11 protein-coding genes are annotated in these 13791 nt (G+C 70.1%); 8 read left to right on the top strand and 3 right to left on the bottom strand.

Annotation, left to right across the window (positions count from 1 at the left end; translation table 11 throughout):
* Positions 1–27 precede the first annotated feature (27 nt).
* The 3 genes from ACAM42_RS25765 to ACAM42_RS25755 all read left to right on the top strand — a co-directional run bounded on the left by ACAM42_RS25765 (position 28) and on the right by ACAM42_RS25755 (position 4610).
* Entirely contained in the window at positions 28–2220 is a 2193-nt protein-coding gene (locus tag ACAM42_RS25765; RefSeq protein WP_095949597.1) for an ATP-binding protein, read from the top strand.
* On the top strand, positions 2217–2837 hold the full coding sequence (locus ACAM42_RS25760) for a response regulator transcription factor (RefSeq protein ID WP_139702402.1): 621 nt from the start codon (positions 2217–2219) through the stop codon (positions 2835–2837). The genes ACAM42_RS25765 and ACAM42_RS25760 overlap by 4 nt, the downstream gene beginning before the upstream one ends.
* Before the next feature lie 426 nt (positions 2838–3263).
* A complete protein-coding gene (locus ACAM42_RS25755; RefSeq protein ID WP_159275605.1) occupies positions 3264–4610 on the top strand; it encodes an MFS family transporter in 1347 nt (448 codons plus the stop codon).
* Positions 4611–4655: 45 nt separating this feature from the next.
* On the opposite strand, the gene ACAM42_RS25750 is transcribed toward ACAM42_RS25755, so the two are convergent.
* Positions 4656–6134: a rhomboid family intramembrane serine protease gene (locus ACAM42_RS25750; protein ID WP_369629834.1), complete on the bottom strand. Its 1479-nt coding sequence runs from the start codon at positions 6132–6134 to the stop codon at positions 4656–4658.
* A 33-nt stretch (positions 6135–6167) separates the two neighbouring features.
* Entirely contained in the window at positions 6168–7565 is a 1398-nt protein-coding gene (gene argH, locus ACAM42_RS25745; protein WP_070062218.1) for an argininosuccinate lyase, read from the bottom strand.
* A gap of 48 nt (positions 7566–7613) precedes the next feature.
* Here argH and ACAM42_RS25740 point away from each other — a divergent pair, with 48 nt between their 5' ends.
* From ACAM42_RS25740 to ACAM42_RS25720, 5 genes are all read left to right on the top strand, one after another.
* Positions 7614–8696, top strand: coding sequence for a sensor histidine kinase (locus ACAM42_RS25740; protein ID WP_307586769.1), 1083 nt, complete (start codon positions 7614–7616; stop codon positions 8694–8696).
* Positions 8693–9445, top strand: coding sequence for a LytR/AlgR family response regulator transcription factor (locus ACAM42_RS25735; RefSeq protein ID WP_369629833.1), 753 nt, complete (start codon positions 8693–8695; stop codon positions 9443–9445). The genes ACAM42_RS25740 and ACAM42_RS25735 overlap by 4 nt, the downstream gene beginning before the upstream one ends.
* The gene (locus ACAM42_RS25730; protein WP_369629832.1) at positions 9442–10725 is read left to right on the top strand and encodes an AI-2E family transporter; all 1284 of its coding nucleotides are present in this window, start codon (positions 9442–9444) and stop codon (positions 10723–10725) included. The genes ACAM42_RS25735 and ACAM42_RS25730 overlap by 4 nt, the downstream gene beginning before the upstream one ends.
* Before the next feature lie 76 nt (positions 10726–10801).
* The gene (locus tag ACAM42_RS25725) at positions 10802–11983 is read left to right on the top strand and encodes a DUF1624 domain-containing protein (RefSeq protein WP_369629831.1); all 1182 of its coding nucleotides are present in this window, start codon (positions 10802–10804) and stop codon (positions 11981–11983) included.
* A 10-nt stretch (positions 11984–11993) separates the two neighbouring features.
* Positions 11994–13319 (top strand): OprD family outer membrane porin, encoded by a 1326-nt coding sequence (locus ACAM42_RS25720; RefSeq protein ID WP_369629830.1) that lies wholly within the window; start codon positions 11994–11996, stop codon positions 13317–13319.
* 13 nt (positions 13320–13332) lie between these two features.
* On the opposite strand, the gene ACAM42_RS25715 is transcribed toward ACAM42_RS25720, so the two are convergent.
* Entirely contained in the window at positions 13333–13791 is a 459-nt protein-coding gene (locus ACAM42_RS25715; RefSeq protein ID WP_095746483.1) for a helix-turn-helix domain-containing protein, read from the bottom strand.

Here is a 13791-nt window from a genome sequence, read left to right as displayed (position 1 = left end):
CCGGCCGGACCTGCGGACCTGCCTCCCATGCCGCCCCTTTCGCCCGAACCGTCCCTTCCTGCTTCCTCTTCGTCTGCATCGCCGGCGCGTTCCCGCCGCCGCGCGCTGGTGGCCTGGGCGGGCGCCGTGGCGCTGGCGCTGCTGCTGATCGCCGTGGCCGGCCAGTGGGCCGCGCGGCGCGAGGCGAACTTCCAGGCCGACTCGATCCGCCGCGCCATGGAAGTGCACGTGCTCGGCCTGCGCGACGCCGCCGGCAAGTACGGCTACCTGCCGTTCACCGCCGGCATGCACCCCGACGTGCTGGCCGTGCTGGCCCATCCGCAGGACCCCGCCGCGCGGCAGCGCGCCAACCACCACATCGAGGAGGTGAACCGCCTCGCGGGCTCCGACGCGCTGTACCTCACCGACCCGCAGGGCCTCACGCTGGCCGCGAGCAACTGGGCCACGCCGCAGAGCTTCGTGGGCGAGTCGTACGCCAACCGGCCGTACTTTCTCGATGCACGGGCCGGGCGGCGCGGCCTGTTCTACGGCGTGGGCCAGACCACGGGCGAGCCGGGGCTGTTCATGTCGGCGCCGGTGCGCGCCGAGGGCGGCGGCGAGGTGCTGGGCGTGGTCACCGTCAAGGTCAGCCTGCGCCAGCTGCACGACGCCTGGGCCTTCGTGCGCGACCCGATCCTGCTGACCGACGCGCGCGGCATCGTGTTCCTGAGCTCGGTGCCGGGCTGGATGTACCAGGCCACGCGGGCGCTGAGCCCCGCCGACCTGGCCGGCATCGAGCACGACCAGCAGTACGGCACGCGCACCCGCTTCGCGCCGCTGCCCTGGCGCGTCGAGCACATCGAAGGCGCGCCGGGCTACCTGGTGCGCACCACGGTCGGTGGCAAGGCGCGCCGTTTTCTCGCCGTCGACGAGCCCTTGCCCGACCTGGGCTGGACCCTGACGGTGATGGCCGACCACGCCGAAGTCACCCGCGCCCGCGAGCGCACCTGGATGCTCGGCCTGCTGGGCGCCGGCGTGCTGCTGCTGGGGGCGCTGTACTGGCGGCTGCGCGAGCGCCGCTTCGCCGAGCAGCGCGACGCGCGGCGCGACCTCGAGCTGCGCGTGCGCGAGCGCACCCACGAGCTGGACCAGGCCCACGCCTTCCGCAAGGCGATGGAAGACTCGCTGCTGGTCGGCATGCGCGCGCGCGACCTGCAGGGCCGCATCATCTACGTCAACCCGGCCTTCTGCGAGATGACCGGCTACGGCGCCGACGAGCTGCTGGGGCGGCTGCCGCCGTACCCCTACTGGCACCCCGACGACGTGACGCAGCACTGGTTCCACTACGAGGCCATGATGAGCGGGCAGCCCGCGCGCTCGGGCTTCGAGTCGCGCCTGCGGCACCGCGACGGGCACGAGGTCATCACCATGGTCTACACCGCGCGGCTCATCGACGCCGACGGCCGCCACAGCGGCTGGATGAGCTCGGTGGTCGACATCACCGAGCAGAAGCGCGCCGAGCTGCGCCAGCGCCAGAACGACGAGCAGCTGCAGCACGCGCAGCGCCTGGCCAGCCTGGGCGAGATGGCCTCCACGCTGGCCCACGAACTCAACCAGCCGCTGATGGCGCTGAGCAACTTCGCCAGCGCCGCCAAGGCCTTCGCCGCGCAGGGCAACCAGCCGCTCCTGGCCAGCAGCCTCGACGAGACCGTGGCGCAGGCCAAACGCAGCGCCGAGATCGTGCGGCGCATCCGCGGCTTCGTGCGCCAGCGCACCGCCGGCACCGAAGACTGCGCCGTGGCCGCGCTGGTGACCAATGCGCTGGCGCTGCTGCAGGGCGAGATGCGCCAGCGGCAGGTGCGCGCCGAGGTGCGCATTCCGCCCGCGCTGCCGCCGGTGCGCGGCGACCGCGTGCTGCTCGAGCAGGTGCTGCTGAACCTGCTGTCCAACAGCCTGCAGGCGATGCAGCAGGGCACGCCGCCCGAGCGGCGCGTGGTCGAGGTCGAGGCCGAGCTGCGCGAAGGCCGCGTGCACATTCGCATCGCGGACCACGGCCCCGGCATCGACGCCGCGCTGGCCGAGCAGGTCTTTGCGCCCTTCTTCACCACCAAGGCCGGCGGGCTCGGGTTGGGCCTGAACATCTGCCGCACCATCGTGGAGGCCCACCGCGGCCGCTTGTCGTTCGCCGACCGGCCCGGCGGCGGCACGGTCTTCACCCTCGAACTGGAGGCTTCCCCGTGAACGCACCCCTGCTTGCCAACCACCTGTGCGTCGTCGACGACGACGAGGCCGTGCGCCGCTCCCTGGGCCTGCTGCTGCTGTCGCGCGGCCATGCGGTGCAGGCCTTCGCCTCGGGCGAGGCCTTTTTGGCCGGTGCCGACCTGCAGCGCCCGGGCTGCGCCATCCTCGACCTGCGCATGGAGGGCATGAGCGGCCTGCAGGTGTTCGACGCGCTGCGCGCGCAGGACAGCCCGCTGGTCGTGATCTTCCTGTCCGGGCACGGCGACATCCCGATGGCGGTCGAGGCGGTGCAGAACGGCGCCTTCGGCTGGCTGGAAAAGCCCTGCAACGACGAGCGCCTGCTCGACAGCATCGCCAAGGCGTTGCACAAAGCCGAAGAGATCGCCGTGCGCCGCCAGGCCCGGCAGGCCGCGCAGGCGCTGTGGGCCAAGCTCACGCCGCGCGAGATGCAGGTCGCCCGGCTCGTGGCCGAAGGCCTGCCCAACAAACGCATCGCGCAGGAACTCGCGCCGCTGGAGCTGCGCACGGTGGAAACGCACCGGGCGCACATGTTCGCGAAGCTGGGTTTTTCGAGCAGCCTGGAGCTGGATCGCTTCCTGCGCGAGCACGGGTTGTAGGTTTGTTCGGGGCGCGTGCCCAGGCCACCGGGTACTTCCCTCCGCGAATGTCCCCCGCCTTCGGCTCCTCCTTGATTTCGCTGCGGGAAGCACCCGGTGTCCTGGGCACGGGAAGCGGCGTCGGTGTGCGGCCGATCAACGACTGCACTGAACAAGCTCACGCCGATGGGGTGCCTTGCGCAGCGAAATCAAGGAGGAGGGCGAAGCCCGGGGGACATTCGCGGAGCAAGGTGCCCCGTCGGCGGGAGCGTCGCCCTGAAGGCGCCCCAACTTCTGGCTAGAACTTAGGGTTTACCCCTGCGTACCGGTACGCAGTCCCGCGGCGGGGGCCCTACGGACGACAGCGTGCCCCCGGCGGACCAGACTCCCCGGCACGGCTTTCCGCGGGCTTCGCGGGGGCTGCAGCCAGAGACAAGGACCCCCCGCATGACCGCCATTGCCAGCAGCAGCACGAGCGCCGGCGCTTCCATCCCGGACGCGACCCGCGACACCACCCCCTACACCTTCGAGGAAAAGCGCAAGCGCATCTTCGCCATCTTTGCCGCCTCGTCCGGCAACCTGGTGGAGTGGTTCGACTTCTACGTCTACGCCTTCTGCGCGATCTACTTCGCGCCCTCGTTCTTCCCCAAGTCGGACCCGACGGTCCAGCTGCTGAACACCGCCGGCGTGTTCGCCGCCGGCTTCCTGATGCGCCCGATCGGCGGCTGGCTGTTCGGCCGGCTGGCCGACCGCAAGGGCCGCAAGACGTCGATGGTGACCTCGGTCGTCATGATGTGCGTCGGCTCGCTGGTCATTGCCTGCCTGCCCACCTACGCGCAGATCGGCGCCTGGGCGCCCGCGTTGCTGCTGGCCGCGCGCCTGCTGCAGGGCCTGTCGGTCGGCGGCGAGTACGGCACCACCGCCACCTACATGAGCGAAGTGGCCATGCGCGGCCAGCGCGGCTTCTTCTCGTCGTTCCAGTACGTCACGCTGATCGGCGGCCAGCTGCTGGCCGTGGTGGCCGTGGTGGTGCTGCAGCAGCTGCTCACCGAGGCCGAGCTCAAGGCCTGGGGCTGGCGCATTCCCTTCGTGCTGGGTGCCCTGGCCGCCGTCGTGGCGCTGATGCTGCGCCGCACGCTGACCGAAACGGCCAGCACCAAGACCCGCGCCGCCAAGGGCGCCGGCAGCGTCGCCGAGCTGTTCAAGCACCACAAGCGCGCCTTCCTCGTCGTGCTGGGTTACACGGCCGGCGGCTCGCTGATCTTCTACACCTTCACTACCTACATGCAGAAGTACCTGGTGAACTCGGCCGGCATGTCGATCAAGACCGCCAGCAACGTGATGACGGCCTGCCTGTTCCTGTACATGTGCATGCAGCCGCTGTTCGGCGCGCTGTCGGACCGCATCGGCCGTCGCAGCAACATGCTGCTGTTCGGCGCCCTGGGCGCGCTGATGACGGTGCCCGTGCTGAGCAACCTGCAAAGCGTGAGCAGCCCGCTGATGGCCGGCGTGCTGATCACGCTGGCGCTGGCGGTGGTGAGCTTCTACACCTCGATCAGCGGCATCGTGAAGGCCGAGATGTTCCCGCCCGAAGTGCGCGCGCTGGGCGTGGGCCTGTCGTACGCGGTGGGCAATGCCATCTTCGGCGGCAGCGCCGAGTACGTGGCGCTGGGCCTGAAGTCGATCGGCCACGAGTCGTACTTCTACTGGTACGTGACGGCGATGATGGGCGTGGCCTTCCTGGTCAGCCTGCTGCTGCCGAAGCAGGCCACCTACCTGCACAACGACAAGTAAGCGCTGCGGCGCTTCATCAACGCACCCGGCCTCGCGCCGGGTTTTTTACGTGCGTTGCAACGCGCGCGTGACCATGTCGTTGGGCGCCAGCCGCAGCAGGTGCGGCAGCAGGCCCAGGGCGCGATCGCGTTCGCCCGCATGCAGCAGGCCGTTGGCGCACACCGAGAGCGTGTCGGCCAGCTCGGGGTGGTCGGGCGCGGTCTTCAGAAGGATGCGGCAGAGCTTGTCGGCGTCGCCGAACTGGCGGATGCGCGTGAAGCGGCGCGCCAGCCGGGCCATGTCGTCGGGCTTCAGTCGCACGCCCGGTTTGGCCTGGTCGAGGTAGGTCGTGAAGCTGCTGTGCTGCAGCGCCAGGGTGTCTTCATCGGTGGCGGGCAGGCGGAAGATGCGGCGCGCGGCTTGGTGGAAGTCGTCGCTGGCAGGTTGCAGGCGCGCCGTGTTGAACCAGGCGCGCAGCGTGTCGGTGTCGCCGGGGCGCAGGGCGGCGGCGGCGCGCCATTCAACGCACGCGGGCTCGAACTTCATGGCCGCCGACAGCTTGCGCGCGGCAGCCACGTGCTGGTCGAAGCGGTGGTCGTCGGTCACCATTTCCGACTTCACGGTCTCGGGCGTCTTCACGCGGCCCAGCCACATGGCGCCGGCCATCAGCGCCGCGCCCGTCAGCAGGCCGCCCAGGTGGGCCATGTAGGCGATGCCCTGGCCGCCGATCCAGTGCTGCACCAGCTCGTTGACGATCCAGGCCGGCAGCAAGAGCAGGGCGGGCGCCGTGACGTAGTTGAAATAGAAGAACAGCTGGTAGAAAAAGCGGATGCGCCGCAGCCGGTACATCACGGCGTACATGCCCATCAGCGCCGAGATCGCGCCCGAGGCACCCAGCCCGTAGCCGCCCTTGCCCGCATAGGCCCAGCCGGCCAGCAGCGCGGAACCCACGCCGCCCAGCAGGTAGAAGCTCAGGTAGGTGCCGCGCCCCAGCGCCAGCTCGACCGAGAAGCCGAACAGGAAGAGGAACAGCATGTTGCCCAGCAGGTGGCCCGTGCTGCCGTGCAGGAAGGTGGCGGTGAGCCAGGTCCAGGGCTTGAATTCGGCGTCCTTGCCGTAGTCCTGCGACCAGCGCGCGGTGAACGGCGCGGGCAGCATCGCCTCGTACTGGCGGCGGTCGCGCTGCCATTCGTCGAAGCGCGGGTTCGCGGGCGTCACGACCTGGTCGGCGCGCAGTTTCTTCAGGAAAGGCTGGTCGTTCTGCAGGCCTTCGAGCAGCTGCGGGTAGGCCTCTTCATGCGCCAGCATGCGGCGCGCCAGCTTGCCGCGCTTGGGGTCGGTTTTTTCGAGCCACTCGACGAAGGGCGGCAGCTCCAGCTCGGGCAGCACGCTCTGCACGTAGAACTGCGCGGCGCGCTCGCGGCCGTTGTCTTCGCTGCGCTGCGGCCCCCAGAACACGAGCATGTTCAGGAGGATCAGCAGCACGGTCATCCACGGCGGGTTGCGCCAGCTCGGCTTGTTTTCGAGCGGGATGGCGTAGAACATGAAGCGCGGCCCTCGGTGGCGTGGCCGCGGGCTTCAGCCCAGGCGCGCGCGGTGGCGGGCGACCTGTGCCTTCACTTGCACGGGCGCGGTGCCGCCCAGCACGTTGCGGGCGTTGAGCGAGCCGCGCAGGCTCAGCACGTCGTACACGTCCTTCTCGATGTTCGGGTTGAACTGCTGCAGCACGGCCAGCGGCAGCTCCGACAGGTCGACCTGGTGCGAGGTGGCGGCCTTCACGGCGTGGGCCACGGTTTCGTGCGCGTCGCGGAAGGGCAGGCCCTTCTTCACGAGGTAGTCGGCCAGGTCGGTGGCGGTGGCGTAGCCGCGCAGCGCGGCGGCTTCCATGGCCTGCGGCTTCACGGTGATGCCGCCGATCATCTCGGCAAAGATGCGCAGGGTGTCCTTGAGCGTGTCGACGGTGTCGAACAGCGGCTCCTTGTCTTCCTGGTTGTCCTTGTTGTAGGCCAGCGGCTGGCCCTTCATGAGCGTGATGAGCGCCATCAGGTGGCCGACCACGCGGCCGGTCTTGCCGCGCGCCAGCTCGGGCACGTCGGGGTTTTTCTTCTGCGGCATGATCGACGAGCCGGTGGTGAAGCGGTCGGCGATGTTGATGAAGCCGAAGTTCTGGCTCATCCAGATGATGAGTTCTTCGCTCAGGCGGCTCACGTGCACCATGCACAGGCTGGCGGCGGCGGTGAACTCGATCGCGAAGTCGCGGTCGCTCACGGCGTCCAGGCTGTTCTGGCAGACGCTGTCCATCTTCAGGGTGCGCGCCACGAGCTCGCGGTCCAGCGGGTAGCTGGTGCCGGCCAGGGCGGCGGCGCCCAGCGGCAGGCGGTTGACGCGCTTGCGCACCTCGCCCATGCGCTCGGCGTCGCGGCTGAACATTTCCACGTAGGCCAGCATGTGGTGGCCGAAGCTCACGGGCTGGGCCACCTGCAGGTGGGTGAAGCCGGGCAGGATCACCTCGACGTTCTTCTCGGCGATGTCGACCAGCGCCTTCTGCAGCTCGACCAGCAGGTCGCCGATGAGGTCGATTTCGCCGCGCAGCCACAGGCGCACGTCGGTGGCGACCTGGTCGTTGCGGCTGCGGCCGGTGTGCAGGCGCTTGCCGGCGTCGCCCACGAGCTGGGTCAGGCGGGCCTCGATGTTCAGGTGCACGTCCTCGAGGTCGAGCTTCCATTCGAAGCTGCCGGCCTCGATTTCGCTGCGGATCTGCGTCATGCCGCGCTCGATGGCGGCGTGGTCCGTCACGCTGATGATGCCCTGGGCCGCGAGCATGCCGGCGTGCGCCAGCGAGCCCTCGATGTCGGCTTGCCACAGGCGCTTGTCGAAGAAGACGCTGGAGGTGTAGCGCTTCACCAGGTCGCTCATCGGTTCGGAGAACAGGGCCGACCAGGCTTCGGATTTCTTGTCGAGTTGGTTTTGGGTCATGGGAGCCGTCCAGGAAGGCAATAATGGGTTGGTCACCCGATGGATCTGATGTCTGCGATGCGCAACCCGGCGATTTTATCGGCCAGCTCCCCCTCCACGTCCGCTTCGTCGCCGGAACGCGTGCGCGCGCCCGTGCGCGGCGGTCCGGCGCTGTTCGACGCCTGCCAGATCGGCGTGGTGCTGCGCACCGTGGTGTTCGTCGAAGCGGTGGTGGCGGTGGCCACGCTGTTCGTGGTCGGCTCCTTCGGCGAATGGCTGGTGCAGGCGGCCACGGTCACCGGCGGCGCGCTGCCCGCCACGCTGTTGTGGCTGGTGGCGGCCTGCGGGCTCAAGAAGCAGCTGCGGCGCCTGCCGCCCCCCGGGCAATACGCCGCGGGCGCCGTGCTGGGCGCCGTGGCCTCGCTGTACGGCTGCGGCCTGCTGCGCCTCACTGGCGTGATCGCCAGCGCGCCCTGGCTGGCCAGCGCGCTGGCCGGCGCGCTGTTCGCGGGGCTGGTGATGGCGGCGATGGTGCTGCGCGCGCGCGGCCAGACGCCGGCCGCCACCACGGCCCGGCTCGAAGAGCTGCAGTCGCGCATCCGTCCGCACTTCCTGTTCAACACGCTCAACAGCGCCATCGCGCTGGTGCGCGAGGAGCCGGCCAAGGCCGAGACCATGCTCGAAGACCTGGCCGAGCTGTTCCGCCAGGCGCTCACCGTGCCCGGCGAATCGGGCACGCTGGCCGACGAGATCGCGCTGGCCGAGCGCTACCTGGCCATCGAGCAGGTGCGCTTCGGCGAGCGCCTGCGCATCCGCTGGGACCTCGATGCCGCCGCCAGCGACGCGCGCCTGCCGCCCCTGCTGCTGCAGCCGCTGGTCGAGAACGCCATCAAGCACGGCGTGGAGCCCAGCCCCGAGGGCGGCAAGCTGCGCATCCGCACCGAGCGGCGCGGCGGCATGGTCGTGATCGAGGTGGTCAACAGCCTGCCGCCGCTGCGCTGGGCCGACGAGCCGCTGCCGCGCGGCCACGGCATCGCCCTGGACAACGTGCGCGAGCGGCTGCGCCTCTTGCACGACATGCAGATGCAGTTCAGCGCCGGCATGGACCAGAAGAACTACCGCGTACGCATTGCCATCCCCGCCGAATCATGAGCCTCAAGACCCTGATCGTTGACGACGAAGCCCTGGCCCGCTCGCGCCTGCGCACGCTGCTGCGCGACTGCACCTCGCCCGCCGCCGAGGTGGCGGCCGAGGCCGCGCAGGGCGAGGAGGCGCTGGCGCACCTGGCCGCGATGGACCTCGACCTGGTGCTGCTCGACGTGCACATGCCCGGCGTGGACGGCATCGAGGTGGCGCGCGCGCTGCGCAGCCGGCCCGACGCGCCGGCCGTGGTGTTCGTGACGGCGCACGCCAGCCACGCGGTCACGGCCTTCGAGCTGGAGGCGGTCGACTACCTCACCAAGCCCGTGCGCGCCGAGCGGCTGCAGCAGGCGCTGCAGAAGGTCGAACGCTTCCTGAAGGAGCGCCGCGCCGCCCAGCCGGCCCCCGAGGCCACGCCCGAGTGCGTGCTGATCCAGGACCGGGGCCGCGCCGAGCGCGTGCCGCTGTCCGAGGTGCTCTACCTCAAGTCCGAATACAAGTACCTCACGGTGCGCACCGCCACGCGCAGCCACATCCTCGACGGCTCGCTCAACGACTTCGAGGAGCGCTACCCGAACCGCTTCCTGCGCGTGCACCGCAATGCGCTGGTGGCGCGCTCGGCCATCCGCGCGCTCGAGCGCTACGACGACGGCGAGGACGCCGATGGCTGGGCGCTGCGGCTGGACTCGGTGCCCGAGCCCGTGGCGGTGTCGCGCCGCCAGCTGGCCGCGGTGCGCGAGATGCTGAAGGAATCGCGATGACCGACGACACCCCGGCCGGCCCGAAGCCGGCGCCTGAACGGCCGGTGGCTGCGGATGAGCCGCCGCCTGCGCCTGCACCCGCTCCGGCGCCGCCGCCGCCGGTCGAACCCGTCGAGCCCGCTGCGCCGGTCGAGGCGAGCGCGACCGCCGAAGAGGCGACCTCCGCCCTGCGCAGGCGCTTCGTGCTGCACATGCCGGTCGACGTGCGCAGCGCCTCGCTCGTGGTGCTGGCCGTGCTCGCCAGCGTCTTCGCGCTGCGCTGGGGGCAGGCCGTGTTCGTGCCGCTGATGCTGAGCCTGCTGCTGAACTACGCGCTGTCGCCGCTGGTCGAGCGCCTGCACCGCTGGTACGTGCCGCGCTGGATCGGCGCGGCGGCGATCCTGCTGGGCCTGTTCGGCGGGCTCGGGTGGACCGGCTACTCGCTCTCGGGCAGCGCCTCGCAGCTGCTCGACTCGCTGCCGGTCGCCGCGCAGAAGCTGGGCCAGGCCATGCGCCGCGACAAGAACGCCAGCGCCACGCCGCTGGACAGCGTGCAGCAGGCCGCCGCGCAACTGGAGAAGGCGGCCGAGGAAAACTCGGCGCGCGTCGCTTCGCGCAAGGGCGTGGCGCGCGTCGTGATCGAGCGGCCGGGCTTCAACGTGCGCGACTACCTGGTGAGCGGCACGGTCGGCCTGCTCAATGCGATGGGACAGCTCACCCTCGTGGCCTTCCTCACCTACTTCGCGCTGTGCTCGGGCGACACCTTCCGGCGCAAGCTCATCAAGATCACCGGGCCCAGCCTGCAGAAGAAGAAGGTCACGGTGCACGTGCTGGACGACATCACGCGCAACATCGAGCGCTACCTGCTGGTGCAGATCCTGGTGAGCGGGCTGGTGGGGCTGGCCACCGGCCTGGCGTTCTGGCTGCTCGGCGTGGAGAACGCGGCCGTGTGGGGAATCATCGCGGCCGTGACCAACCTCATTCCCTACATCGGCTCGGTGATCGTGCTGGTGGCGGCGGGGCTCATGGCCTTCCTGCAGTTCAGCAGCATCGAGATGGCGCTGCTGGTGGGCGGCGTGTCGCTGGCCATTCACACGGTGGTGGGCAACCTGCTGATGCCCTGGCTCACCAGCCGCACCAGCCGCATGAACCCGGTGGCCGTGTTCGTGGGCGTGATCTTCTGGGGCTGGCTGTGGGGCATCTGGGGGCTGCTGCTGGGCATCCCGATCACCATGGTCATCAAGTCGATCTGCGACCGGGTGGAAGACCTGCAGCCGATCGGCGAACTGCTGGGCGAATAAACCGGCCCTTCAAACCCTTCAGGAGGGTGCATCGTCCGATGCTGTAAATTATTGCGAATCAATTCGCAATAATTAAATGCCCGACGTTCCATCCGCTTCCCTGCCACCCGGGGCCGGCGCCCCGGCCCGGCTGCTCTCCATCGACGCGCTGCGCGGCCTCGTGATCCTGTTCATGCTGCTGGACCACGTGCGCGAGACCTTCTACCTGCACCACCAGGTGCCCGACCCGATGCTCGTGGCGCAGACGCCGCCGGCGCTGTTCTTCGGCCGCCTGCTGGCGCACCTGTGCGCGCCGGTGTTCGTGTTCCTGACCGGGCTGTCGGCCTTTCTCTACGGTGCGAAGCAGGCGGACGGCCGCGCAGCGGCGTCCTCGTTCCTGTGGAAACGGGGCCTGTTCCTCGTGCTGCTGGAGGTCACGGTCGTCAACTTTGCGTGGACCTTCCAGTTCCCGCCGGCCACCGTGTTCCTGCAGGTGATCTGGGTGATCGGGCTGTCGATGCTGGCGTTGTCGGCGCTGGTGTGGCTGCCGCGCCGGGCGCTGGTCGTGTTGGGCGTGGTGCTGGTGGCGGGGCACAACCTGCTCGACGGCGTGCACTTTCCCGTCGGCCATGTGCTGCACGTGCCTTGGGCGGTGCTGCACGACCGGGGCTGGATCGAGGTGTCCGAGGCCCTGAGGCTGCGCACGTCGTACCCGCTGCTGCCGTGGATCGGCATCATCGCGCTGGGCTACGTCGCCGGGCCGTGGTTTCTGCCCGGCGCCGATGCGCCGCAGCGCCAGCGGCGGCTGCTCGCATGGGCCGTGGGCCTGCTCATTGGCTTCGTGGCGCTGCGCGCACTCAATGCCTACGGCGACAAGCCCTGGGCAGCAGGCGACAGCGCACTGACGACCGTGATGGCCTTCCTCAACGTCACGAAGTACCCGCCGTCCTTGCTGTTCATCGCGCTGACGCTCGGCGTGGGGCTGTGGCTGCTGCGCCTGTTCGAGCGCCGGCAGGGCGCGCCCTGGCTCGCGCCGCTGGCCGTGTTCGGCGCGGCGCCCATGTTCTTCTATGTGCTGCACCTGTACGTGCTCAAGTTCCTCTACCTGGGGGCCGAGGCGGTCTGGGGCCCCAACCAGGGCCGGCTCTTCGGGTTCGACAGTGTTTGGATGGTGTGGCTCACCACCGGCGTGCTGGCCTTCGCGCTGTATCCGGCGGTGCGCGCCTTCGCCGCCCTGAAGGCGCGGCGCCGCGACATCGCGTGGCTCAAGTACCTGTGAAGGGCCGGCGATGAAGCGGGTCTGCGGCGCGGCCCTCGCGATGCTGGGCACGTCCGCCCTCGCGGCCGAAGGCGGCGGCTTCGTCGAGGACACGCGCTGGCACGTGCTCCAGCGCAGCGTGTACGAGCACCGTAGCTACCTGCACGGCGATCGCAGCAACGGCGGGCGCAATGCCTCGCTGCCCCGGGTGCGGCGCAGCGATCACGCGCAGGAGTGGGGCTACGGCGTCATGGGCACCCTCGCGTCCGGCTTCACGCCGGGCTGGATCGGCTTCGGCGTGGACGCGCATGCCTCGCTCGCGCGCAGCCTCGACGGCGACGATCTGCGCGTCGGCAAGATCCGCATGCTGCCGGTGGACGGCGCGGGCTACGCGCAGGACGGCATCGCGCGCGGCGGCGTGGCGCTGAAGGCGCGAATCTCCGCCACCGTGCTGACGGTGGGTGAGCAACGCGTCAAGACGCCGGTCTTCAGCGCGTCCGATTCCCGCCTGCTGCCCGAGACCATGCGCGGCTGGCTGCTGACGAGCCGCGAGTTCGACACGCTCACGCTGCAGGCCGGCCGCTTCACCGGATCGACCGACCGCCATGCGCGCGGCACGAACCACCCGTTGATCGTCAATTACCTCGACCCGAAGTCACCGCGCGGCGACGTGTTCGACTTTGCCGGCGGCACCTGGAAGGGCAGCGCTTCGCTGTCGCTCACGGCCTATGTCGCACGCCTGGAGGACACCTGGCGCACGGGCTACCTGGGCGCCCACTACACGGTGCCGCTCCCGCAGAAGCGTGCGCTGTCCTTCGACCTGCAGGTGTACCGCAGCAAGGACACGGGCCGCGCGCTGGCCGGCCCGGTGGACAACACCACCGCGAGCCTCATGACCAGCTACACCCACGGCCCCCACCGCGTGGGCCTGGGCTGGCAGAAGGTCGCGGGCGACACGCCGTTCGACTACGTGACGCGCGGCGCCGTCTGGCTCGGCAATGCAGCGCAGCTGTCCGACTTCAATGCGCCGCATGAGCGGTCGTGGCAGCTGCGGTACGAAGTGGATGCCGCGCGTTGGGGTGCGCCCGGGTTGAGCCTGGGCGCGGCCTACATCCGCGGCAGTGGCATCGACGGCAGCCGGGTGCCGCCGCGCGGAGGCTACGCATGGCTGGGCTACGGGCAGGGCGGCCGGCACTGGGAGCGCGACCTCTGGCTGCGCTACACGGTCCAGCAAGGCAGTGCCAAGGGCCTGGCCTTTCTGCTGCGCTACGGCGAGCACCGCAACAACAAGGCGCAGGCCGAACTCAACACGCGCCAGATCCGCGTCGCGCTGGAGTACCCGATCGGCAACGACTGAGCGGGCGGCGCTGTCAGGGGGCCGTGACGGGCAGCTTCTTCACGAAGGTCGCGGCGGGGTCGAGCGGTTGGCCGTCGCGCGTGCGCAGGTCGATCGGCGCTACCGGCTCACCGTTCTCGCGCTCCAGCAGCACCGAATGCGGCTCGCCGGGCGCGAACAGGTTCGCCTCGCCCCAGTGCCGCAGGCCGACCACCACCGGGAACAGGCCGCGGCCCTTGGCCGTCAGCGCGTACTCCTGGTAGAGCGAGCCGTCCGAGGCGGGCACGAGATCGAACACGCCTTCCTGCACCAGCCACTTCAGCCGGTCGGCCAGGATGTTCTTGGCCACGCCCAGGCTCTGCTGGAACTCGCCGAAGCGCCGCATGCCGTCGAAGGCGTCGCGCACGATCAGCAGCGACCACTGGTCGCCGACGATCTCGAGCGCACGCGCCATCGGGCAGGCGTCGAACCTCAGACTTTTTCTCCTGGCCAT

Origin of the sequence: Variovorax sp. V35 (assembly GCF_041154465.1) — a bacterium.
GTDB classification, from domain to species: Bacteria; Pseudomonadota; Gammaproteobacteria; order Burkholderiales; family Burkholderiaceae_C; genus Variovorax; species Variovorax boronicumulans.
This window is presented reverse-complemented; position numbering and strand designations above follow the sequence as displayed.

Bases quoted from the DNA above. Each gene is read 5' to 3' on its own strand.
- ACAM42_RS25765 (WP_095949597.1), top strand. From the start codon at position 28: ATGCCGCCCCTTTCGCCCGAACCGTCCCTTCCTGCTTCCTCTTCGTCT.
- ACAM42_RS25755 (WP_159275605.1), top strand. From the start codon at position 3,264: ATGACCGCCATTGCCAGCAGCAGCACGAGCGCCGGCGCTTCCATCCCG.
- ACAM42_RS25750 (WP_369629834.1), bottom strand. From the start codon at position 6,134: ATGTTCTACGCCATCCCGCTCGAAAACAAGCCGAGCTGGCGCAACCCG.
- argH (WP_070062218.1), bottom strand. From the start codon at position 7,565: ATGACCCAAAACCAACTCGACAAGAAATCCGAAGCCTGGTCGGCCCTG.
- ACAM42_RS25740 (WP_307586769.1), top strand. From the start codon at position 7,614: ATGTCTGCGATGCGCAACCCGGCGATTTTATCGGCCAGCTCCCCCTCC.
- ACAM42_RS25735 (WP_369629833.1), top strand. From the start codon at position 8,693: ATGAGCCTCAAGACCCTGATCGTTGACGACGAAGCCCTGGCCCGCTCG.
- ACAM42_RS25730 (WP_369629832.1), top strand. From the start codon at position 9,442: ATGACCGACGACACCCCGGCCGGCCCGAAGCCGGCGCCTGAACGGCCG.
- ACAM42_RS25725 (WP_369629831.1), top strand. From the start codon at position 10,802: ATGCCCGACGTTCCATCCGCTTCCCTGCCACCCGGGGCCGGCGCCCCG.
- ACAM42_RS25720 (WP_369629830.1), top strand. From the start codon at position 11,994: ATGAAGCGGGTCTGCGGCGCGGCCCTCGCGATGCTGGGCACGTCCGCC.
- ACAM42_RS25715 (WP_095746483.1), bottom strand. From the start codon at position 13,791: ATGGCCAGGAGAAAAAGTCTGAGGTTCGACGCCTGCCCGATGGCGCGT.